This window comes from Thermomonas fusca (genome assembly GCF_005862345.1).
GTDB lineage: Bacteria > Pseudomonadota > Gammaproteobacteria > Xanthomonadales > Xanthomonadaceae > Thermomonas > Thermomonas fusca.
The window spans coordinates 154,293-175,448 of sequence record NZ_SROY01000002.1 but is presented as its reverse complement, the minus strand read 5'-3'; the positions used below and the strand labels follow the sequence as shown (position 1 = coordinate 175,448).

The window sequence follows — 21,156 nt, the reverse complement described above, 5'->3', positions numbered from 1 at the left end:
GCAGGTCAAGAGGTGGCGTGACCGCCCGCCAGCCGCCCGCCGGTTTTGATTTGGATCAACATCAGAAACCCCGTCGACGAACGATGCTTGCCGCCAACAACGACACATCACTCCAGAAAGGTAAACACAACATGAAACCCGCAGTCCGGTATGCCACCCTGGCCTTGGCCGTCGCGGCCACCCTGGGCCTGTCAGCCTGCCGCATCGAGCAGCCGAACCCGGCCCCGAACGGCGCCGTCCACCAGGACGAAACCGGCGGTTCCGCCAAGGGCGACTTCGGTCCGCCGGTAGGCGAGCCGGTCCAGGCCGTGCTGACCTCGCCCCCGCTGGTGCCGCCGGCAACCGGCCGCAGCGCGCCCGCCAAGGTGATCGTCTCGCTCGACGTGGTCGAGAAGGACATGGAGATCTCCGAAGGCGTGAGCTACACGTTCTGGACCTTCGGCGGCACCGTCCCCGGCAGCTTCATCCGCGTGCGCCAGGGCGACACGGTGGAATTCCACCTGCGCAACATGCCGGACAGCAAGATGCCGCACAACATCGACCTGCACGGCGTCACCGGCCCCGGCGGCGGCGCCGCGGCCAGCTTCACCGCGCCCGGACATGTCAGCCGCTTCAGCTTCAAGGCGCTCAATGCCGGCCTGTACGTCTACCACTGCGCCACCGCGCCAGTCGGCATGCACATCGCCAACGGCATGTACGGCCTGATCCTGGTCGAGCCGCCGGAAGGCCTGCCGAAGGTCGACCGCGAGTACTACGTGATGCAGGGCGACTTCTACACCACCGGCAAGTACCGCGAGAAGGGCCACCAGGGCTTCAACATGGAGAAGGCCATCGACGAGAACCCGACCTACGTGCTGTTCAACGGCATGGAAGGCTCGATGACCGGCGACAAGGCGCTCAAGGCCAAGACCGGCGAGAAGGTGCGCCTGTACGTCGGCAACGGCGGCCCCAACCTGGTGTCCAGCTTCCACGTCATCGGCGAGATCTTCGACAAGGTCTGGTACGAAGGCGGCACCCGCTTCCAGGAGAACGTGCAGACCACGCTGATCCCGGCCGGCGGTGCGGCGATGATGGAATTCCACATGGAAGTGCCGGGCAGCTACGTGCTGGTCGACCACAGCATCTTCCGCGCCTTCAACAAGGGCGCGCTGGCGATCCTCCAGGCCGAAGGCAAGGAGCGCAAGGACATCTACTCGGGCAAGGAAGTGGATGCGGTCTATCTGGGTGACCAGGTCGCCGGCACCAGCCGCGCCCCGGTATCGGTGGCCGCTGCCTCCGCCAAGGCCGGCACCCTGACCAAGGACGAGCAGATCGCGGCCGGCAAGGTGGTGTTCGCCGGCACCTGCTCCACCTGCCACGGCGCCGACGGCAAGGGCATGGAAGGCGTGTTCCCGCCGCTGGCCGGTTCGGACTACATCAAGGCCAATCCGAAGCGCGTGCCGGAGATCATCCTGCACGGCCTGGTCGGCCCGGTGAAGGTCAACGGCAAGGACTACAACTCCAACATGCCGCCGATGAGCCAGCTGACCGATGACGAAGTGGCCAACATCGCGACCTACGTGCTGAACAGCTGGGGCAACCCGGGTGGCCAGGTCAGCAAGGCCGAAGCCGCCGCCGCCCGCGCCGCCAAGCCGGCCAACGCCTCGGACGGTCACTAAGGCCATGCGCAAACGACTGACCGCCCCGCTTCTCGTTCTGGGCCTCGTCGTCCTGCCCCTCGCCGGCCTCGCGGCCGGCGTGGTGGCGGGGCGGTATGCCGGGCTGCCGGGCGGCCAGTTCAAGTCGGTACTGCGCTACGAGGACGCCAAGAACGGCGTGCGCATCAAGCCGTTCGCGCTGATGCGCAAGCCGGTGACCAACGCCGACTTCCAGGCATTCCTGAAGCGCCATCCGGAGTGGCGGCGCGACCGGGTGTCCAGCGTGTTCGCCGAAGCCCGCTACCTCTCGCACTGGGCCGGGCCGGATACGCTCGGCCCCAATGCGCTGCCGGACCGCCCGGTGGTCTGGGTCAGCTGGTTCGCGGCCGATGCCTACTGCAGCTGGCTGGGCGGGCGCCTGCCGACCTGGAACGAATGGGAATACGCCGCCGCGGCGGATGAAACCCATACCGATGCCCGCCAGGATCCCGCCTGGCGCGAACGCATCCTCGGCTGGTACTCGCGCTCGTCGCGGGAAGCCCTGCCCAGGGTAGGCATGCAGGCACCCAACACCTACGGCGTGCACGACCTGCACGGGCTGGTCTGGGAATGGACCGAGGACGCTTCCTCACTGATGGTCGACAGCGACAACCGCACCCAGGGCGACCCCGACAAGGGCAAGTTCTGCGGCGCCGGCGCGCTGTCGATGGACGACCGCGAGAACTACGCGGTGATGATGCGGGTGGCGATGCTGTCTTCGCTCGAAGGCCGCGATGCCACCGCCAACATGGGCTTCCGCTGCGCCAGGAGCGCACCATGACAATGCCTTCAATGAAACACCTGCTGCGCGGCCTCGCCGCCACCGTGCTGCTCGGCTTCGCCAATCTGGCTGTCGCAGGCCAGCCCGCCCCGCCGCTGCCAGGCGATTCGATCTACCAGCTGCCGCTGCCGCTGACCGACAGCCAGGGCCAGACCCGCGACTGGCGCACGCTGCGCGGCAAGCCGCGGCTGGTGTCGATGTTCTACACCTCCTGCCAGTACATCTGCCCGCTGATCATCGAATCCGGCAAAGCGGTCGAGCGCCAGCTCACCCCGGCCCAGCAGAAGCGACTGGATGTGCTGCTGGTCAGCATGGATCCGGCCCGCGACAATCCTGCCGCGCTGAAGAAGGTGGTCGACCAGCGCAAGCTGGATCTGAACCGCTGGACGCTGGCCGCGCCGCCCGCGAACGACGTGCGTTCGGTGGCCGCGGTGCTGGGCGTCCGCTACCGCCAGCTGGCCGACGGCGAGTTCAACCACAGCAGCATGCTGATCCTGGTCGACGCCAACGGCCGCATCCTCGCCCGCACCGAGAAGATCGGCACCCAGCCGGACCCGGACTTCGTTGCCGCGGTGCGCAAGGCCGTGGGCGGCTGAGCCACCTCGGTCCCGCGCAGCGGGACTGGCAATACAGACGGCACAGGGCGCGGCTTCGGCCGCGCCTTTTTCAGCTCAACCGCAGCGTCAGCATGAAGGCCAGCAGCATGGCGACGATGCCGGGCAGCAGCCGCAGCGCGTAAGCTCTCCCGCCGCTGGCCCAGGCCAGGCCAAATTTGGTGGCCGAATTGGTCGCCAGCCCCAGCGCAATCCCGGTCAGCGCAACGTCGGCTTCGATGCGTCCGGCGGCTACCAACTGCGCCGCCGAGGCGGCCGCGGCGTGCGCATCGGCCAGGCCCGACACCGCCATCACCGCCCCCAGCGCGACCTCGCCCAGCCACGCCTGCAACCACGCCGCGACCAGCATCACCGTTGCCAGCAGCGCCACGAACAGCAGCGCCTGCCTGGGCTCGAAAGCGCGCCCTTCCGGCGCCTGCAGGTCCGCCGGCACGTCGCGCGCGGCGCGCGCCGCAACCAGCGCGAAGGCCGTCACCGCCAGCCCGGATGCCAGCAGCGCCGGCCACAGCCGCGCCAGCAGTGGCGGTGACATCAGCCCCACCACCACGCCGAGCTGCACCACCGTGCTGATGTTGGAAATCATCCCTGCGCCCGCGCAGGCGCTGGCCAGCGCCGGTTCACGCCGGGCGCGTGCGCCCATGCTGGCGATGGTGGCCGCACTGGACGCGAAGCCGCCGGCGAAGCCCGCCAGCATCAGCCCGGTGCGTGCGCCATAGGCCCGCTTGGCGATGTGGCCCAGCGCGCTGATCGCCATCACGATCACCGCAAGCAGCCACAGCTTGCGCGGATTGAGCACCGCCCATGGATCGATGGCGCGATCCGGCAGCAGCGGCAGCACCACGGTGGCCGCCGCGGCCAGCAGCAGCGCGTCGTGCAGCTCCTGGTCGGTCAGCACCTGATGGACGAAGTGGTGGGCGCGGGTCTTCATCGCCAGCAGCAGGGTCACCGCCACGCCCAGGCCCGCCGCCAGCACCAGCTCGCGCATCGCCAGCACGCCCAGCAGGAATACCAGCAGCATCGCGGTTTCGGTGGTCAGACCGGGATCGCGACCGCGGCTGGCGCGGTAGCCGGCCAGCGCCGCCAGCACCACGAACGCGCCGCCCAGCGCGATGCCGATGCCGCCGATGCGCTCGGCGATCGCCCCGGCCAGCGCGATCAGCGCGAACGTGCGCACCCCGGCCACGTCGTGGCCGTCGTCGGCGCGCCGGCGCTCGCGCTCCACGCCCACCAGCAAGCCAAGGCCCAGCGCCACTGCCAGGCCGCGAAGGATGTCCAGGTCCGCCATCATTGATGCAGCTTCGCGGAACCCCCGCCGGCCGGCAAGCCCGGCGCGGAGACGCCGCCGCTATCGATCAGGCGCGGTCGCGTTTGCGCGGCTGCGGGCTCGCCCCATCGCTGCCGCCGTTGGCGGCCAGGCACAGCGCCGTTTCGTCGACGATGCGCACCCGCCGGCCGCGCACCTCGATCACCCCGTCCTCGTGCAGGCGGCTGAAACCGCGGCTGACGGTTTCCAGCACCAGCCCCAGGTAGCGGGCGATCTCGTCGCGGCTCATCGGCAGCTGGAAGTCGTCGCAGGGCCGGCCGATGCGCCGGTAGCGCTCGCTCAGGCCGTGCAGGAACAGGGCGATGCGCTCGCTGGCCTGGCGCCGCGACAGCACGTCGACGTGGTCATGGTCGCGATCCGCACTTTGGCCGATCACGCGCAGCAGCTGCTGCTGCAGGCTGGGCAGCTTGGCGGCGATGGTCGCCAGCTGCGAGAACGGCAGCTCGCACACCCGCGAATCGCTCAGCGCAACCGCTTCGCAGCGGTGCTGGCCACTGCCGATGGCATCCAGCCCGAACAGCTCGCCCGGCAGGTGGAAGCCCAGTACGTGCTCTTCGCCGGCCGGGTTCACCACCACCGTCTTGAAGCTGCCTTCGCTGGCCACGAACACCGCCCGCAACGGATCGCCGGTGCGATACAGGCTTTCGCCCTTGGCCAGCGGCTTGCGCCGCTGCACCACCGTGTCCAGCCTGCCGAGATCTTCCGCGTCGACACCCGCGGGCAGGCACAGCATCTGCAACGAGCATTCCGCGCAGGTGCGCCGCAGTCGTGCCAGATTCAGCGGGATCGGGTCGCTCATGACTTTGCGAATGCCTGCAAATCGGGAAGGCTAGGGCTACAATTATCGCTGATCCTGCCACCAGTTGCCCGGCTTACACCGCCCGCCACGACTGCGATAGACCCCATCAATTTGACCCACGTCAAGCCCCGATCTTCGAGGCCTGACTAGCATGTTCATGTTCACTCCGGAGACCCGCATGCAAGCCATCACCGGCACCTACAACGACAAGGTGGTGCACCAGTTCGCGGTCGCAACCGTGTTCTGGGGCATCGTCGGCATGGCCGTCGGCGTCCTCTGCGCCGCGCAGCTGTACTGGCCCGCCCTCAATTTCGACATCCCGTGGCTGACCTACAGCCGGCTGCGGCCGCTGCACACCAACGGCATGATCTTCGCGTTCGGCGGTTCGGTGCTGTTCGCCACCTCGCTGTACGTGGTGCAGCGCACCTGCCACGTGCGGCTGATTTCCGACAAGCTGGCCAGCTTCGTGTTCTGGGGCTGGCAGGCGGCGATGCTGGGCGCGGTCATCACCCTGCCGCTGGGCATCACCCAGAGCAAGGAATACGCCGAGCTGGAGTGGCCGCTGGACCTGCTGATCGCGATCGTCTGGGTGGCCTACGGCTGGCTGTTCTTCGGCACCATCGTCAAGCGCCGGGTCAAGCACATCTACGTCGCCAACTGGTTCTACGGCGCCTACGTGATCGCGGTGGCGCTGCTGCACATCGTCAACAACCTGGTGATGCCGGCCGGGCTGTGGAAGTCGTACTCGGTCTACAGCGGCGCGGTCGATGCGATGGCGCAGTGGTGGTACGGCCACAACGGCGTGGCGTTCCTGCTCACCGTCGGCTACCTGGCGATGATGTACTACTTCGTGCCCAAGCAGGCGCAGCGCCCGATCTACTCCTACCGCCTGTCGATCGTGCACTTCTGGGCACTGATCTCGATCTACATGTGGGCCGGCCCGCACCACCTGCACTACACCGCGCTGCCGGACTGGGCGCAGTCGGTGGGCATGGTGTTCTCGGTGATCCTGCTGGCGCCCAGCTGGGGCGGCGCGATGAACGGCATCCTCACGCTGTCCGGCGTGTGGCACAAGCTGCGCACCGACCCGATCCTTAAGTTCCTGATCGTGGCGATCAGCTTCTACATGATCGCCACCTTCGAAGGCCCGCTGCTGTCGATCAAGACGGTCAACTCGCTGTCGCACTACACCGACTGGACCGTCGGCCACGTGCACGCCGGCACCCTGGGCTGGGTGGCGATGATTTCGATCGGCTCGCTGTACGCGCTGTATCCGCGCCTGCTGGGCCTGCCGGGGATGTACTCGACCAAGCTGATCGACACGCATTTCTGGATGCACACCATCGGCGTGGTGTTCTACATCGTCTCGATGTGGATCGCCGGCATCACCCAGGGCCTGATGTGGCGCGCCACCAACGCCGACGGCACGCTGACCTACAGCTTCGTGGAGTCGCTGGTCGCCACCTATCCCTACTACCTGGGACGCCTGCTGGGCGGCCTGCTGATCCTGTCCGGCATGTGCCTGATGGGCTGGCACATGTGGAAGACCTGGAAGATGGCGTCCGGCGTTGCCGAACATCCGGTCATGGCACCCGACGTCGCCGAAGCGCAGGGCTGAGGACAAGACATGGCAATCGCACACGAGAAACTCGAGAAGAACATCGGCCTGCTGGCCGTGCTGGTGGCCGTCGCCGTCTCCCTCGGTGGCCTGGCCGAGATCGTCCCGCTGATGTTCCAGGCCGAGGCGATCAAGCCGCTGCCGGGGGTCAAGCCGTACCCGGCGCTGGAGCTGGCCGGGCGCGACGTCTACGTCCGCGAAGGCTGCTACAACTGCCACTCGCAGATGGTGCGCACGCTGCGCTTCGAAACCGAGCGCTACGGCCACTATTCGCTGGCCGGCGAATCGGTCTATGACCGTCCGTTCCAGTGGGGTTCCAAGCGCACCGGCCCGGACCTGGCCCGCGTCGGCGGCCGCTACTCCGACGACTGGCACCGGGTGCACCTGATCAATCCGCGCGACGTGGTTCCGGAATCGAACATGCCGTCGTTCCCGTGGCTGCAGAAGAACACCCTGGACGGCGTCACCGTGCAGTCGCACATGCGCGCGCTCAAGCGCCTGGGCGATCCCTACACCGACGCCGAGATCGCGGCCGCGCCGGCAGCCGTCGACGGCAAGACCGAACTGGATGCGCTGGTGGCCTATTTGCAGGGCCTCGGCAAGCACGCGCCGCGGGGGAACTGAGCAGATGATTTCCGGAATCGTGACAACGCTGCTGCTGCTGTTGTTCGTCGGCCTGTGGGTCTGGGCCTGGCAGCCGCGCCTGCGCAGCGGCTTCGACGCCACCGCGCGACTGGCGGTGGATGACGGCGTGCCGGCGGGCGAAGCCCTGGCCGGCGACAACGGGAGGACGAAGGCATGACCACCGCATGGAACTGGTACGTCATCATCCTGGTGCTGTTCAACCTGCTGGGCGTCACCTGGCTGCTGTGGTGGACGGCCAAGCGCCGCCCCGGCGATCCCAAGCCGGAAGACACCAGCCACTACTGGGACGGCGACATCACCGAATACAACAAGCCGATGCCGCGCTGGTGGATCAACGGCTTCTACATCGCCATCGTGTTCGCCTTCGGCTACCTGTTCTGGTACGGCGGCTTCGGCACTTACCAGGGTTTCGGCAAGTGGAGCTCGCAGGGCGAACATGACCGCCAGGCAGCCGTCGCCAACGCGCGGCTGGAACAGACCTTCGCTCCCTACAAGGGCCTGGCGATCGATGCGCTGGCGCGCGATCCGCAGGCGCTCAAGCTGGGCAAGTCGATCTTCGCCAACACCTGCGCAACCTGCCACGGCTCGTCGGCGAAGGGCGCGGTGGGTTATCCCGACCTGACCGACGACATCTGGCACTGGGGCGGTGCACCCGAGCAGATCCTGCACACGGTGGTGCAAGGCCGCGAAGGCGTGATGCCGCCGTGGGGCAAGGTGCTGCAGGGCATGGGCGGCCCGGATGCGGTGGACTACGTGATCGCCTACGTGCACCAGCTGGGCGAGCCGGCCGGCGGCAACCGCAACGATTACGCCGCGGCCCGTGGCAAGACCCTGTACGAGGGCGTCTGCGTGGCCTGCCACGGCAAGGACGGCAAGGGCGATGCGAAGGTCGGCGCGCCGGACCTGACCGACGGTTACTGGCTGTACGGCGACGGCCGCGAAGCGCTGCGGGTCACCATCGGCGACGGTCGCCATGGGGTGATGCCGGCGTGGGGTAAAATACTGGGCGATACCCGTTCACGCCTGGTCGCGGCCTATGTCTGGTCGCTCTCCCACCAGGCCAAACCCGGCGCCCAGACCCAGCAATGACCTCGTTCACCACCCCGGATTTCGACCATCCGCCGCGCCCGATGGCGCAGCGGATCGGGGCCATCCTGTGGCCCAGCTTCTTCGCGGCCGGGGTGGCGACGATGGTGTTCTTCGCCTTCATCGATCCGCTGGAACTGCGTGACCTGACCTTCCCCGGCCTGGCGATCACCCGCGGGCTGGGCTACAGCATCGGCTTCTTCACCTTCTGGCTGGCGACGGCGTCGTCCAGCCTTTTCACCTGGATCCTGCTGCGGCCTTCCAGCCGCTTCAACGGACCCAGCACCAGGTAACAGGCAGTGAGCAAACGCATCGACATCGACCTGCTGGATTCCGGCGGCGATTCCGTCTATGTGAGCGAGCGGAAGGTCTATCCGCGCGACGTTTCCGGGCGCTTCGACCGCCTGCGCAAGTTGGCGGTGTTCTGGCTGCTCGGGATGTACTACCTGTTCCCGTGGTTGAACTGGGACGGCCGCCAGGCGGTGCTGTTCGACCTGCCGGCGCGCAAGTTCCACGTGTTCGGACTGACCTTCTGGCCGCAGGACTTCAGCCTGCTGGCGCTGCTGCTGATGATCCTGGCCTTCACCCTGTTCTTCACCACCGCGCTGGCCGGCCGCCTGTGGTGCGGCTACGCCTGCCCGCAGACGGTGTGGACCGAGTGCTTCCTGTGGATGGAACGCTGGACCGAAGGCGACCGCGCCAAGCGGATGAAGCTGGATGCCGGCCCGTGGAATCGGGAAAAGATCCTGCGCAAGGGCGGCAAGCACCTGCTGTGGCTGCTGTTCGCGCTGTGGACCGGGTTCACCTTCGTCGGCTTCTTCACCCCCATCGCCAGCCTGGGCGCGCGCCTGCTGCCGTTCGACTGGAATGGCTGGGAGTTGTTCTGGGTGCTGTTCTACTCGCTGGCCACCTGGGGCAACGCCGGCATCCTGCGCGAGCAGGTGTGCAAGTACATGTGCCCGTACGCGCGCTTCCAGAGCGCGATGTTCGACCGCGACACCCTGATCATCGCCTACGACCCGATGCGCGGCGAGCCGCGCGGCCCGCGCAAGAAGGGCCTGGCCAGCGTGCTCGAACGCGCGCGCGGCCTGCTCGACGTGCGCACCGCCTACGACTATGTGTTCCGCGCCAGCAAGCATCCCAGCGCCGCTGCGTCGCGGCTGCAGGCCGCCGGCACGGTGATGCTGGACGGCACCGATGCCGCGCCGCTGCCGAAGTTCCAGACCGAGGAGCTGGGCGACTGCATCGACTGCACCATGTGCGTGCAGGTCTGCCCGGTCGGCATCGACATCCGCAACGGCCTGCAGTACGAGTGCATCGCCTGCGGCGCCTGCATCGACGCCTGCGACGACGTCATGGACAAGATGGGGATGCCGCACGGTCTGATCCGCTACACCACCCAGCACGCGCTGGACGGTAATTCCGGCCGGGTGCTGCGCCCACGCATCTTCGTCTATGGCTTCCTGCTCACTGCGCTGGTCGGGGCCTGGACCTGGGGCGTGTTCAACCGCAGCCCGCTGATCGCCGACGTGCTGCGCGACCGCAATGCGCTGTACCAGCAGCAGGGCGACCGCACCGCCAACGGCTACACCCTGAAGCTGGTCAACAAGACCGACGCCGACCGCAGCTACCGGGTGCGGATCGAATCAGCCGACGCCGCCTCGCTGGTGCTCAAGGATGCGCCGCTGGACGTGCGCGTGCCGGCCGGCGAAGTGGTGTCGCAGGCGGTCGAGGTGGGCGCGCCCGCCACCCTGCGCGGCCGCCACGCGCTGGTCTTCGTGATCGAGGCCGACGACGGCAGTGCCAAGGCGCGCGTTGACAGCACGTTCTTTGGCCCCATGTAACCCTCATCGTTGCGAACTGCTGCGCTTCCCGCAGCGGCCCGCGCACTGGCTTCCAGGAGAATCCGGATGGAACGCGAATCGTCGTCGCCGTGGCGGCAACCCATCGTCTGGCTGATGGTGGTACTGGTCGGCGCCGTGGTCGTGGGCAGCGTCTGGATGCTCAAGGTCGCCGGCAATGGCGACGCGATCGACGCGGTGCCCGACGAGGTCCAGCGCACCGGCCAGACCCAGCAGACCGATCTCGGCCCCGATGCGCGCGCGGCCGAGCGCAAGCTGGGCGCGATCGTGCGCATCGACGAGGAACACGGCTTCGTCGAAGTGCTGCCGGTGAGCGGCGACTTCGACCACGCGGCCGCGCTCACGCTGCGCCTGCACCACCCCACCCGCGCCGAGCAGGACCTGTCGCTGGCGCTGGCCGCCACCGACACCGGTTGGCGCGCCGATGCCAAGCCGGCCGGCGACCACGACTGGCTGATCCAGCTGCAGCCGGCCACCGGCGACGCCTGGCGCCTGCGCGGGCGGATGCCGAAGGGCCAGCTTGCCGCGCAGCTGCGGCCGTCCCTGGACGACGGGCAACCGTAGCGCGGTGAATGCCGTGGCCGGGGTCTGCCACCACTGCGGCGAAACGCTGCCGCAGTCGCCGGTGCGCGCCGACGCCGAAGGCGGCACGCGCGAATTCTGCTGCGAAGGCTGCGCCGCCGCTGCGCGCTGGATCGCGGACGCCCACCTGGATGACTACTACCGCCTGCGCAGCGCGCCGGGCGGACGGGTCGATGCCGACGCGCCGGCGCTGGCCGCCTGGGACCGCGAGGAACTGCTGGCCGGCCACGCCCGCGAGGTGGACGGCGGCCGCGAGATCACCGTGCTCACCGACGGCATGCGCTGCGCCGCCTGCGCCTGGCTGATCGACCGCGCGCTGGCGCGCGAGCCGGGCGTGCTGGAGTCCTCCGCCAACGCCATCACCGGGCGCATCCGCATCGCCTGGGATCCTGCGCGTACCGCATTGTCGAAGCCACTGGCGCGGCTGGCCGCGCTCGGCTACCGGCCCTACCTCGCCACCGGCCAGGCGCGCGAAGCGGCGCGCCGGCGCGAACGCAACCGCGACCTGCTGCGGATCGGCCTGGCCGGCATCGGCGCGATGCAGGCGATGATGTTCGCCGAAGCGCTGTATCTCGATACCCGCGGCGAAATGCCGCTGCCCACCCGCGATTTCTTCCGCTGGATCACCTTCATGGTGTCGACCCCGGTGGTGTTCTGGGCCGGCTGGCCGTTCATCGTCGGCGCGTGGAACGAACTGCGCGGGCGCCGCCTGGGCATGGACGTGCTGATCGCCGGTTCCACCCTGCTGGCGTGGGCGGTGAGCACCATCGAAACCGTGCGCGGCGGCGTCCACGTCTGGTTCGATGCGGCGGTGATGTTCGTGTTCCTGCTGCTGGTGGCGCGCCAGCTGGAGCAGCGCGCGCGCGGCATCGCTTCCGCGCAGGTGGATGCGCTGGCACGGGCGCGGCCGGCGTTCGCCACCCGCGAACTGGCCGACGGCAGCCGCGAGTCGGTGCCGATCGATGCGCTGGCGGTGGGCGACGTGGTGCGGATCGCGGTGGGCGAGCCGGTGCCGGCCGACGGCGTGCTGCTGGAAGACGAGGCGCATTTCGAGGAGTCCCTGCTGACCGGCGAATCGGTGCCGGTCACCCGCCATGCCGGCGATGCGGTGTTTGCCGGCACCGCCTGCCGCGAGCACGCGGCGAAAATCCGCGTGACCGGCGTCGGCACCGGCACCCGCCTGGCCGAGCTGGCACGGCTGGTGGAAAGCGCGCAGGCGCACCGCCCGGCGCTGGCACGGGGCACCGAACGCATCGCCGGCTGGTTCGTCGCCGGGCTGCTGCTGGCCGCGGTGGCGGTGTATGCGTGGTGGCGCGTGCATGAGCCCGCGCGCGCCTTCGAAGTGGTGCTGGCGCTGCTGGTGATCAGCTGCCCGTGCGCGCTGTCGCTGGCGGTGCCGGCGGCGCTGGCCGCCGCCCACGGCGCGCTGGCCAGGATCGGCGTGCTGTCGGTGCGGCCGGACGCATTGCAGCGGCTGGCGCAGGCCACCGACGTGGTGTTCGACAAGACCGGCACCCTCGGCGACGGCAAGCCGCACCTGCAAGGCGTGGATGCCTGCCGCGGCATCGACGCCGATGCCGCGCTGCGCATCGCCGCCGCGCTGGAACGCGACAGCAACCATCCGCTGGCCGCCGCATTCGCGCAGGTGGCCGACGCGCAGGTGGCAGGCGGCGTCCGCGCCATTGCCGGACGCGGCGTGGAAGGCACGGTCGAGGGCGTGCGCTGGCGCATCGGCACCGCGCCGTTCGCGACCGGCAGCGATGACGACGGCGCGGTCTGGCTGGGCAATGACGCAGGCGCGCGCGCGCGCTTCACTTTCGCCGAACACCAGCGCGTGGACGCCGCGCAGGCGCTGCAGCGATTGCGCGAACAGGGCCTGACACTGCATCTGGCCAGTGGCGACGCCGCCGCGCCGGTGGCGCGCTTCGCCAGCGCAATGGGAATCGCCGACCCGCATGCGCGCCAGTCGCCGGAAGACAAGCTGGCACTGGTACGCGCGATGCAGCGCGATGGCCGGGTGGTGGCGATGGTCGGCGATGGTCTCAACGACGCGCCGGTGCTGGCCGGCGCCGATGTCTCGCTGGCAATCGGCGATGGCGCCGCGCTGGCCCAGCGCTCGGCGGATCTGGTGCTGTCCGGCAGTTCGCTGGGCAACGTGCCGGCCGCCATCGAGATCGCCCGCCGCACCCATCGCATCGTCCGCCAGAACCTGGCCTGGGCGATCGGCTACAACCTGCTGGCGCTGCCGCTGGCCGCCGCCGGCATGGTCACCCCGTGGCTGGCGGCGCTGGGCATGGCATTGTCCTCGCTGGCGGTCACCGCCAACGCCCTGCGCCTGACCAAGGTTCCGCCGCGATGAACATCCTGCTGTTCCTGATTCCCATCAGCCTGGTGATGATCGGCGCCGCCGCGCTGCTGTTCGCCTGGGCGGTGAAGCACGGCCAGTTCGAGGATCTGGACACTCCCGCGCTGGATATCCTGCGCGACGACGACAGGCCACCGCCCCCCGCGCAGGACGCGCCAGCGGAAGACCGCGATGCCGGTTGACCTGCTGGTGCTGGGCGCGGCGCTGCTGACCGGCCTGCTGGGCGGCGCGCACTGCGTGGCGATGTGCGGCGGCATCGCCACCGGGTTCTCGGTGCATTCGCGCGGCTGGTTCGCGGCGTTGCAGCCGAACCTCGGCCGGGTCAGCGGCTACGTGCTGGCCGGCGCGCTGGTCGGCGGCCTCGGCGGCGGACTGCTGGGCGTGGCCCGCATCCCGCAGCTGGGCATCGCGATGCGCGCGCTGGTCGGGATCGTGCTGGTCATCGCCGGGCTGCGCATGCTGGATGCCAAGGGGCGACTGCCGCGCTTCTCCGGCGGCCCCGGTAATCGCCTGTGGCGTGCGCTTGCCCCATTGCAGCGCCGACTGCTGCCGGCCGACACCGCCGGCAAACGGTTCCTGCTCGGGATGCTCTGGGGCTGGATGCCCTGCGGCCTGTCCACCACCCTGCTGGCCGCCGCGTGGCTGAGCGCCAGCCCGCTGCACGGCGCGCTGACCATGGCCGCGTTCGGGCTGGGCACGCTGCCGGTGATGGTGTCGCTGACCTGGGCCGGCGCGCGCATCGGCCAGCGCCTGCAGCGCGGCGCGCTGCGCAACGCCGCCGGCGTGCTGGTGATCGGCGCCGGCCTGCTCACGATCGCCGCGCCCTGGCTGATGCAGCTGCCGGCGATGCACGGTCTGCTCGCCGCGCTAGGCTGCCGCAGCCTGCCGGTCTGACCCGGCTCAAGGCCTGCGCTGATTCCACGTCGCGGCTGCTGCATAATCGGGATGGCCGCAAGGCAGTCACACCGCGCCAGCACTTCCACAGGAACCCTCCCGATGCCGGCCGGATTCGCTTTGGCCAACGCCCGCCAACCCATCGCCGCCCTGCCCCAGCGCATCCTGCTGCTGGAGAATTCGCGCGCCTACACCTCGATGTTGCGCGAAGCCATCGAGCAGCGCATGCAGCTGCCGATCAGCGTGGCCTCCACGCTGGCGGAAGCGCGCGAACTGCTGGACCGCGAATCCGACTGGTTCCTCGCCCTGACCGGGCTGGTGCTGGCCGACGGCGACCGCGACCAGGTCATCGATTTCTTCGTCGAGCGGCGCATGCCCACCATCGTGGTCAGCGGCGTGTACGACGACGCGCTGCGCGAACGCGCGCTGCAGCAGCACATCATCGACTACGTGCTGAAGAGCACGCCGGACAGCCTCGACTACTTGGTCTGGCTGGTGCAGCGGCTGGAGCGCAACCGCCGGATCAGCGCGCTGGTGGTGGACGATTCGCTGTCGGCCCGCTCCTACATCGCCTCGCTGCTGTCGCTGCAGGGCTACCGCGTGTCCCACGTCGCCGACGGCCAGTCGGCGCTGCGCATGATCGAAGCCGATCCCGACATCCGCCTGGCCATCGTCGACCAGGAAATGCCGGGCATGGACGGGATCGAGCTGACCCGCCGCCTGCGCCAGCTGCGCGCACGCGACCGGATGGCGGTGATCGGCGTGTCCGGCAGCACCGATGCCTCGCTGATCCCGCGCTTCCTCAAGAACGGCGCCAACGACTTCCTGCGCAAGCCGTTCTCGCGCGAGGAATTCTTCTGCCGGGTCTCGCAGAACATCGACCAGCTGGAGCTGATCGGCACCCTGCAGGACCTGGCCACCCGCGATTTCCTGACCGGCCTGCCCAACCGCCGCAGCTTCCTCGAGCAGAGCGAGAAGCACATCGCCCGCAGCAGCAGCGGCGACGTGACCGTGGCGATGATCGACATCGACCACTTCAAGCACATCAACGACAGTTTCGGCCACGAGGCCGGCGACCGCGCGTTGCGGGCGATGGCCGACATCCTGCACGCCCACAACCGCCCGGAGGACTACTGCGGGCGCTTCGGCGGCGAGGAGTTCTGCATGCTGATCGACGGCCTCGACGCACAGGCCAGCCTGCGCCACCTGGAGGGCCTGCGGCAGGCGGTGGAAGCGATGGAAATCGACATCGACGGCCGGCCGCTGCGGATGACCATCAGCATCGGCGCCAGCCGGCGCTCGCCGCAGTTCCCCAACCTGCACAAACTGCTGGGCGAGGCCGACCGCCAGCTGTACCTGGCCAAGGCCGGCGGCCGCAACCAGGTGCGCGGGCTGGAAGCAGGCTGACTCAGCCCGCCGCTGCGGCGATGGCATCGTTGTGTACCCCAGCCACCGCGCGCCCGGACGGGTCGGCCATGCCGGCGAAGCTGGCATCCCACGCGATCGCCGCCGCCGACGAACAGGCGATCGACTTGCCGCCCGGCACCGTTTCCGCCGCCGCGCGGCTGGGATAGAACTGCTCGAAGATGTGGCGGTACCAGTACGCCTCCTTGGTCTGCGGCGGGTTGACCGGGAAGCGTTTGTCGGCGGCGGCCAGCACGCGGTCGGATACCTGCGCCTCGGCGTGCACCTTCAGTCCGTCGATCCAGCCGTAGCCGACGCCGTCGCTGAACTGCTCCTTCTGCCGCCACAGGATCTCCGGCGGCAGGTAGCCCTCGAACGCCGCGCGCAGCACGCCCTTTTCCATCCGCTGCGGGCCGGCATCACCCTTGCGCACCATCTTGTGCGCCGCGTCCATCCGCATCGCCACATCGAGGAATTCGCGGTCCAGGAACGGCACCCGCGGCTCCACGCCCCAGGCCATCATCGACTTGTTGGCGCGCAGGCAATCGTAGTTGCTGAGCGCGTCGAGCTTGCGCACCAGCTCCTCGTGGAACTCGCGCGCGTTCGGCGCCTTGTGGAAGTACAGGTAGCCGCCGAACACCTCGTCGCTGCCCTCGCCGGAGAGCACCATCTTCACCCCCATCGCCTTGATCCGCCGCGCCAGCAGGAACATCGGCGTGGAGGCGCGGATGGTGGTGACGTCGTAGGTTTCGATGTGGCGGATCACCTCGGGAAGCGCGTCGAGCCCTTCCTCGAAGGTGTACTCGAAACCGTGATGCACGGTGCCCAGCATGTCCGCCGCCACCTTCGCCGCGGCGAGGTCGGGCGAGCCCTTCAGGCCGATGGCGAAGCTGTGCAGGCGCGGCCACCACGCTTCCGATTTGTCGCCGTCCTCGATCCGATGGCGGGCGTAGCGTGCCGCCACCGCCGCCACCAGCGAGGAATCCAGCCCGCCCGACAGCAGCACGCCGTAGGGCACGTCGGTCATCAGCTGGCGGTGCACGGCGGCCTCGAACGCCTCGCGCAGTTCGGCCAGCGATACTTCCACGCCTTCCACCGCCGCGTAGTCGCGCCACGGGCGCTCGTAGTATTTCGTCAGCTCGCCGGTCGCGCTGTCGTACCAGTGCCCCGGCGGGAACTGCGCCACGTCGGCACAATCGTCGGCCAGCGACTTCATTTCCGAAGCCACCCGCAGCCGGCCTTCGGCATCGTGGCCCCAGTACAGCGGCACCACCCCGATCGGATCGCGGGCGATGATCGCGCGCCCTTTCGCGCGGTCCCACAGCGCGAACGCGAAGATGCCGTTGAGGCGGTTGAGGAAGCTGGCGGGCTCATCTTCCCGGTAGAGCGCGCTGATGACCTCGCAATCCGACTCGGTCTGGAACGCATACGGCTGCGACAGTTCACGCTTCAGCGCCAGATGGTTGTAGATCTCACCGTTGACCGCCAGCGCCAGTTCGCCGTCCGCCGACAGCAGCGGCTGCGAACCGCCGGCCGGATCGACGATGGCCAGCCGCTCGTGCACGAGGATCGCGCCGTCGTCGGTGTAGACGCCGCTCCAGTCCGGGCCACGATGGCGCTGCCGCTGCGAGCGTTCCAGCGACTGCCGCCGCAGGGCCTGGAGATCGTCGCCGGGCTGCAGCCCGAAGATGCCGAAGATGGAGCACATGGTTGGGGGTTCCTTGCTGGATGGGTGAAAACCGCACAACGAAAAAGCCCGCATCCTTCGATGCGGGCTTTTGGTGATTCCGGCTTGCTGTCGCTTCGCCTATGCGCGGGCCCGCAGCCGCGCACGATGATTCGTGCCGCGATTATTGCGGTTGAGGTTGTTGGCGTTGGTGGCGAAGCGGCGCATGGCCCGACTATGGCACGCCGGATCGGGGGGGCGCAAGCGCCCCTCTCAACCCGCCAGCATCCGCTCCATCAGCGCCAGGTAGAGGTCGGGCAGCCGCTGCAGGTCGTCCACCCGCACGTGCTCATCGACCTTGTGGATGCTGGCATTGACCGGGCCGATCTCGATGCACTGCGCGCCCAGCGGGGCGATGAAGCGGGCGTCGGAAGTGCCGCCGCCGGTGCTTTCCTCCGGCAGGGCGCCGGAGAACTGCGCCAGCACCTCGCGCGCCGTCGCGCGCAGCGGGCCTTCCGGGGTGTGGAAGGGCTCGCCGCTGCGATGCCAGCGGATGTCGAAGTGCAGCCCGTGCGCGCGCAGGATCGCCTCGCATTCTGCTTCCAGACGCGCCGCATCCCAATGCGGGTTGTAGCGCAGGTTGAACAGCACCTGCAGCTCGCCCGGAATGACGTTGTTGGCGCCGCTGCCGGCGTGGAGATTGCTGATCTGCAGGCTGGTGGGCGGGAAGCTCTCGTAGCCGTCGTCCCAGCGCCGCGCCGCCAGTTCGGCCAAGGCCGGCACGGCCTGGTGGATGGGATTGCGCGCCTTCTCCGGGTAGGCCACGTGGCCCTGCACGCCCCGTACGGTCAGGGTTGCGGACAGGCTGCCGCGGCGACCGACGCGCAGCAGATCACCCAATGCCTCCTTCGATGATGGCTCGCCGGTGATGCACCAGTCGATGCGCTGGCCGCGCGCGCGGAACAGCTCCGCCACCTTGCGCACGCCGTCGATGGCATCGCCTTCCTCGTCGGAGGTCAGCAGCAGCGCCACCGTGCCGGGGTGATCCGGGTGCGCGGCGACGAACTGCTCCAGCGCAATCACGAACGCCGCCACGCTGCCCTTCATGTCGGCCGCGCCGCGCCCGTACAGAACCCCGTCGCGCAGCTCCGGCATGAACGGGTCGGAGGCCCACGCCTCCACCGGGCCGGCGGGCACGACATCGGTATGCCCCAGCAGCGCCAGCACCGGGCCGCCGTTGCCGTGGGTGGCCCAGAGGTTGTCCACTTCCCCGAAACGCAGGTGTTCGATGGCGAAGCCCGCAGCTTGCAGGCGCTCCGCGATCAGGCGCTGGCAGCCGGCATCGTCCGGGGTAACGGTCGGGCGCGCGATCAGATCACGGGTCAGGGCGACGACATCGCTCACGCCCCGACCCCGAACAGCTTCTTGAAACCATTGTCGGAAAAGCCCTGCGAAATGCTGGCGTCATCCAGCAACACCAGCGGGCGACGGATCAGCTGCGGGTATTCCTTCAGCAGCAACTTCCACTCCGCATCGCTGCCGGGCGCCTTGCGGTTCGGCGGCAGCTGCCGCCAGGTGGTGGACGACCTGTTGACCAGCGCATCCCAGCCGCCCACCGCGTCCTTCCACGCCAGCAGCGTTTCCGGCGATTGGCGCTCGTCGCGGTAATCGACGAACGCATGCTCGATGTCGAAGCGCTTGAGCCAGTTCAGCGCCTTCCTGCAGGTGTCGCAGTTCTTCAGTCCGTAAAGCGTTGCGGCCATGTCAGCGTTTCACCACCGGCAGTTCGATGTAGCTGGAATTATCCGCCGAATGATGGATCGCGTTGTCGGCCACCACCGCCTCGCGCTCGGTTTCGTTGGGGCCGCCGGTGTTGAGGTTGCGGGCGAACTTGGGGAAGTTGGAGCTGGTGATCTCGACGCGGATGCGGTGGCCCTTGCCGAACTGGATCGAGGTGGTGATCGGCGTGGGCTTGAGCGTGTACACCGTGCCGGGCTGCATCAATGCGGGCACCGTGTAGCCATCGCGATAGCGCGCGCGCAGCATGGTGTCGCCGATGATCCAGGCGGTGCCGTCCGGCGCCACGTCGACCAGCTTCACCGCGAAGTCGGTGTCCTTGGCGCTGGAGGACACCTTCAGCACCGCATCGACGAAGCCGGTCACTTCCATCGGCGCCTCCAGCGGCGCGCTGGTATAGACCAGCACGTCATGGCGCGATTCGATCTGGCGCTGGTCGAACGCACCGGGGATAACCACACCGCCGTTGCAGCAGTCGCCACCACCGATGGTCTGCACGGGGTTGGCCGGGTCATAGCGATAGCTGTCCTTCGGCTCGTCGGCGCGCGGCGCTTCGAATGACAGCAGGCCGTCGCCGTACATCGAATTGGCATTGCCGCCGGAGCGCAGGTACATGCGCACCGGCTGCGCCGCCTTCGGCGGCCACTGCGCATCCGACTGCCAGCGGTTGGCGCCCATGGTGAAGTAGCGCACGTGCGGCGTGTCGGCAGCGAACGCCTTCGGCTGGTCCTTCAGCCAGCGGTCGAAGAAGCCGAAGATCTGCTGGTTGACCGGGAAACCGGCGTCGCCCATCTCGCGGTCGCCGACCTTGTAGTCCTTGCCCAATCGTGCGAACTGGCAGTGCGGGTTCGGCCCCACCACCACGTACTGGTTGGCGCTGGCCTCCCTGTCGGAGTTGACGCTGCGGGCGTGGTTGTACAGCGCCATGTTGGGGCCGATGGACACGTCGTACCAGCTGTTGAACCACAGCGCCGGCACGCCCCAGCCCATCGAGTCGTCGTACAGGCCGCCTTGCTTCCAGGCCGGATCACCGGGATCGCGCGCAATCATCGATTCGAACGTCGCCGGCGGCTCGCCCAGCGACGACAGCAGGCTGGCGTAAGGCAGGTGCCAGATGTGTTTCTTCCACTCGACATCGGGCTTCTTGGCGTCGAGGTCGTTGTACTGCGCGATCCGCGCGCGCATCGGCCCGGACAGATCCTGCGGCAGCTGTGCGCGCAGCGGATTGTCCACGCCGTACATCCAGATCGCGAACAGGGTGCGCGGCACGCCGCCGGTGTAGAAGTTGCCCTGCTCCCAGAACGGGCCGACCTTGCCGATGCCCGCGCCCGCCGCCATCGGCACCATCGCCGCGTGCGCGGGATGGTTCATCGCCGCCAGCGCCAACTGCCATTCGGCGGAAGACGAGCAGCCCAGCGTGCCGACCTTGCCGTTCGACCACGGCTGCTTTGCAATCCAGCTCAGGGTGTCGTAGCCGTCGGTCTGCGGATAGCCGAGGATTTCGTACTTGCCCTGGCTGAAATAGCGGCCGCGCTCGTTCTGCACGATGAAGGCGTAACCGTTGCGCACCGCCTCGGCGGCGAAGCGCGCGGTGCTGCCGCTCGGTACGTGTTCGTTGTACGGCGTCTTCCACAGGATCGTGGGCAGCGGACCCTTCGCGCCCTTCGGCCGCCAGATGTTGGTGGACAGCCCCACGCCGTCGCGCATCGGCACCAGCAGGGCGATCTCCGACTCGGCGATCGCGCCCAGCTCCGCACGCAGGCCGTCCTCGCCGTAGCGCGAAAGATCCTGCGCGGAATTGGCCGAGGCGGCCGTCAGCGCGGCGACCAGCAGGGTGATGGACAGGCGCTTCTTCATGGCATCGCTCCGGTGAGGATGCCTATCCTGTCGCATGGCGCGCCGCGCGGCTCCCCTGCCGAAAGTCATGGATCTCCGGAATGGGCGGCGGGCAGTCAATCCCGCGACACGCCACGAGTCATGCCTGGGGGTTCGAAAGGCTGGCCGGCGTGCGTTGGCCGCGACCTTCGGCGACATGGATGTCGC

20 protein-coding genes are annotated in these 21,156 nt (G+C 68.8%); 14 read left to right on the top strand and 6 right to left on the bottom strand.

What is annotated here, in order from left to right; all coding sequences use genetic code 11:
- Positions 1-131: 131 nt before the first annotated feature.
- Genes nirK through E5S66_RS05065 form a run of 3 tightly spaced genes read left to right on the top strand, consistent with a single transcriptional unit; the run spans position 132 to position 3,053 of the window.
- Complete coding sequence (gene nirK / locus E5S66_RS05075; protein WP_212745322.1) at positions 132-1,658, top strand: copper-containing nitrite reductase; 1,527 nt, start codon at positions 132-134, stop codon at positions 1,656-1,658.
- A 4-nt stretch (positions 1,659-1,662) separates the two neighbouring features.
- Positions 1,663-2,457, top strand: a complete 795-nt coding sequence (locus tag E5S66_RS05070; protein WP_138348091.1) for a formylglycine-generating enzyme family protein — start codon at positions 1,663-1,665, stop codon at positions 2,455-2,457.
- Positions 2,458-2,468: 11 nt separating this feature from the next.
- On the top strand, positions 2,469-3,053 hold the full coding sequence (locus tag E5S66_RS05065; protein WP_138348089.1) for an SCO family protein: 585 nt from the start codon (positions 2,469-2,471) through the stop codon (positions 3,051-3,053).
- 70 nt (positions 3,054-3,123) lie between these two features.
- Here the strand turns inward: E5S66_RS05065 and E5S66_RS05060 are convergent, their stop codons facing one another.
- Positions 3,124-4,359 (bottom strand): MgtC/SapB family protein, encoded by a 1,236-nt coding sequence (locus tag E5S66_RS05060; protein ID WP_138348087.1) that lies wholly within the window; start codon positions 4,357-4,359, stop codon positions 3,124-3,126.
- Between the two features lie 64 nt (positions 4,360-4,423).
- On the bottom strand, positions 4,424-5,194 hold the full coding sequence (locus tag E5S66_RS05055; protein WP_138348085.1) for a helix-turn-helix domain-containing protein: 771 nt from the start codon (positions 5,192-5,194) through the stop codon (positions 4,424-4,426).
- 178 nt (positions 5,195-5,372) lie between these two features.
- On the opposite strand from E5S66_RS05055, the gene ccoN reads away from it, so the two are divergent.
- From ccoN to E5S66_RS05000, 11 genes are all read left to right on the top strand, one after another.
- Positions 5,373-6,812: a cytochrome-c oxidase, cbb3-type subunit I gene (gene ccoN / locus E5S66_RS05050; protein ID WP_028838528.1), complete on the top strand. Its 1,440-nt coding sequence runs from the start codon at positions 5,373-5,375 to the stop codon at positions 6,810-6,812.
- Between the two features lie 9 nt (positions 6,813-6,821).
- The gene (gene ccoO / locus E5S66_RS05045; RefSeq protein ID WP_028838527.1) at positions 6,822-7,436 is read left to right on the top strand and encodes a cytochrome-c oxidase, cbb3-type subunit II; all 615 of its coding nucleotides are present in this window, start codon (positions 6,822-6,824) and stop codon (positions 7,434-7,436) included.
- A gap of 4 nt (positions 7,437-7,440) precedes the next feature.
- Positions 7,441-7,614 (top strand): CcoQ/FixQ family Cbb3-type cytochrome c oxidase assembly chaperone, encoded by a 174-nt coding sequence (locus E5S66_RS05040; protein WP_083960914.1) that lies wholly within the window; start codon positions 7,441-7,443, stop codon positions 7,612-7,614.
- The gene (gene ccoP / locus E5S66_RS05035; RefSeq protein ID WP_138348083.1) at positions 7,611-8,546 is read left to right on the top strand and encodes a cytochrome-c oxidase, cbb3-type subunit III; all 936 of its coding nucleotides are present in this window, start codon (positions 7,611-7,613) and stop codon (positions 8,544-8,546) included. Before E5S66_RS05040 ends, ccoP begins: the two co-directional genes overlap by 4 nt.
- Complete coding sequence (locus tag E5S66_RS05030) at positions 8,543-8,836, top strand: hypothetical protein (protein WP_038052538.1); 294 nt, start codon at positions 8,543-8,545, stop codon at positions 8,834-8,836. The genes ccoP and E5S66_RS05030 overlap by 4 nt, the downstream gene beginning before the upstream one ends.
- 6 nt (positions 8,837-8,842) lie before the next feature.
- Positions 8,843-10,387, top strand: coding sequence for a 4Fe-4S dicluster domain-containing protein (locus E5S66_RS05025; protein WP_138348081.1), 1,545 nt, complete (start codon positions 8,843-8,845; stop codon positions 10,385-10,387).
- Between the two features lie 66 nt (positions 10,388-10,453).
- Positions 10,454-10,969 carry a FixH family protein gene (locus E5S66_RS05020; RefSeq protein WP_028838523.1) on the top strand — a complete coding sequence of 172 codons (516 nt, stop codon included), beginning with the start codon at positions 10,454-10,456 and terminating at the stop codon, positions 10,967-10,969.
- Between the two features lie 13 nt (positions 10,970-10,982).
- Positions 10,983-13,346, top strand: a complete 2,364-nt coding sequence (locus E5S66_RS05015) for a heavy metal translocating P-type ATPase (RefSeq protein ID WP_246037149.1) — start codon at positions 10,983-10,985, stop codon at positions 13,344-13,346.
- Positions 13,343-13,534 carry a cbb3-type cytochrome oxidase assembly protein CcoS gene (ccoS, locus tag E5S66_RS05010; RefSeq protein WP_138348077.1) on the top strand — a complete coding sequence of 64 codons (192 nt, stop codon included), beginning with the start codon at positions 13,343-13,345 and terminating at the stop codon, positions 13,532-13,534. The genes E5S66_RS05015 and ccoS overlap by 4 nt, the downstream gene beginning before the upstream one ends.
- Complete coding sequence (locus E5S66_RS05005) at positions 13,524-14,246, top strand: sulfite exporter TauE/SafE family protein (protein ID WP_138348075.1); 723 nt, start codon at positions 13,524-13,526, stop codon at positions 14,244-14,246. Before ccoS ends, E5S66_RS05005 begins: the two co-directional genes overlap by 11 nt.
- A 102-nt stretch (positions 14,247-14,348) precedes the next feature.
- On the top strand, positions 14,349-15,653 hold the full coding sequence (locus E5S66_RS05000) for a diguanylate cyclase (protein WP_138348073.1): 1,305 nt from the start codon (positions 14,349-14,351) through the stop codon (positions 15,651-15,653).
- A gap of 1 nt (position 15,654) precedes the next feature.
- Here the strand turns inward: E5S66_RS05000 and asnB are convergent, their stop codons facing one another.
- The 4 genes from asnB to E5S66_RS04980 all read right to left on the bottom strand — a co-directional run bounded on the left by asnB (position 15,655) and on the right by E5S66_RS04980 (position 20,970).
- Positions 15,655-17,358, bottom strand: a complete 1,704-nt coding sequence (gene asnB, locus E5S66_RS04995; RefSeq protein ID WP_138348071.1) for an asparagine synthase B — start codon at positions 17,356-17,358, stop codon at positions 15,655-15,657.
- A 231-nt stretch (positions 17,359-17,589) separates the two neighbouring features.
- The gene (gene dapE / locus E5S66_RS04990; protein ID WP_138348069.1) at positions 17,590-18,720 is read right to left on the bottom strand and encodes a succinyl-diaminopimelate desuccinylase; all 1,131 of its coding nucleotides are present in this window, start codon (positions 18,718-18,720) and stop codon (positions 17,590-17,592) included.
- Entirely contained in the window at positions 18,717-19,079 is a 363-nt protein-coding gene (locus E5S66_RS04985) for a Spx/MgsR family RNA polymerase-binding regulatory protein (protein WP_138348067.1), read from the bottom strand. Before E5S66_RS04985 ends, dapE begins: the two co-directional genes overlap by 4 nt.
- Position 19,080: 1 nt before the next feature.
- The gene (locus E5S66_RS04980) at positions 19,081-20,970 is read right to left on the bottom strand and encodes a CocE/NonD family hydrolase (protein ID WP_138348065.1); all 1,890 of its coding nucleotides are present in this window, start codon (positions 20,968-20,970) and stop codon (positions 19,081-19,083) included.
- Between the last annotated feature and the right edge of the window lie 186 nt (positions 20,971-21,156).

Coding starts and splice junctions, on each gene's coding strand:
- E5S66_RS05040 (WP_083960914.1), top strand. CDS start 7,441: ATGATTTCCGGAATCGTGACAACGCTGCTGCTGCTGTTGTTCGTCGGC.
- asnB (WP_138348071.1), bottom strand. CDS start 17,358: ATGTGCTCCATCTTCGGCATCTTCGGGCTGCAGCCCGGCGACGATCTC.
- E5S66_RS05060 (WP_138348087.1), bottom strand. CDS start 4,359: ATGATGGCGGACCTGGACATCCTTCGCGGCCTGGCAGTGGCGCTGGGC.
- E5S66_RS04985 (WP_138348067.1), bottom strand. CDS start 19,079: ATGGCCGCAACGCTTTACGGACTGAAGAACTGCGACACCTGCAGGAAG.
- ccoO (WP_028838527.1), top strand. CDS start 6,822: ATGGCAATCGCACACGAGAAACTCGAGAAGAACATCGGCCTGCTGGCC.
- E5S66_RS05055 (WP_138348085.1), bottom strand. CDS start 5,194: ATGAGCGACCCGATCCCGCTGAATCTGGCACGACTGCGGCGCACCTGC.
- E5S66_RS05000 (WP_138348073.1), top strand. CDS start 14,349: ATGCCGGCCGGATTCGCTTTGGCCAACGCCCGCCAACCCATCGCCGCC.
- nirK (WP_212745322.1), top strand. CDS start 132: ATGAAACCCGCAGTCCGGTATGCCACCCTGGCCTTGGCCGTCGCGGCC.
- E5S66_RS05070 (WP_138348091.1), top strand. CDS start 1,663: ATGCGCAAACGACTGACCGCCCCGCTTCTCGTTCTGGGCCTCGTCGTC.
- E5S66_RS05030 (WP_038052538.1), top strand. CDS start 8,543: ATGACCTCGTTCACCACCCCGGATTTCGACCATCCGCCGCGCCCGATG.
- ccoS (WP_138348077.1), top strand. CDS start 13,343: ATGAACATCCTGCTGTTCCTGATTCCCATCAGCCTGGTGATGATCGGC.
- ccoP (WP_138348083.1), top strand. CDS start 7,611: ATGACCACCGCATGGAACTGGTACGTCATCATCCTGGTGCTGTTCAAC.
- E5S66_RS05020 (WP_028838523.1), top strand. CDS start 10,454: ATGGAACGCGAATCGTCGTCGCCGTGGCGGCAACCCATCGTCTGGCTG.
- E5S66_RS05005 (WP_138348075.1), top strand. CDS start 13,524: ATGCCGGTTGACCTGCTGGTGCTGGGCGCGGCGCTGCTGACCGGCCTG.
- E5S66_RS05065 (WP_138348089.1), top strand. CDS start 2,469: ATGAAACACCTGCTGCGCGGCCTCGCCGCCACCGTGCTGCTCGGCTTC.
- E5S66_RS04980 (WP_138348065.1), bottom strand. CDS start 20,970: ATGAAGAAGCGCCTGTCCATCACCCTGCTGGTCGCCGCGCTGACGGCC.
- ccoN (WP_028838528.1), top strand. CDS start 5,373: ATGCAAGCCATCACCGGCACCTACAACGACAAGGTGGTGCACCAGTTC.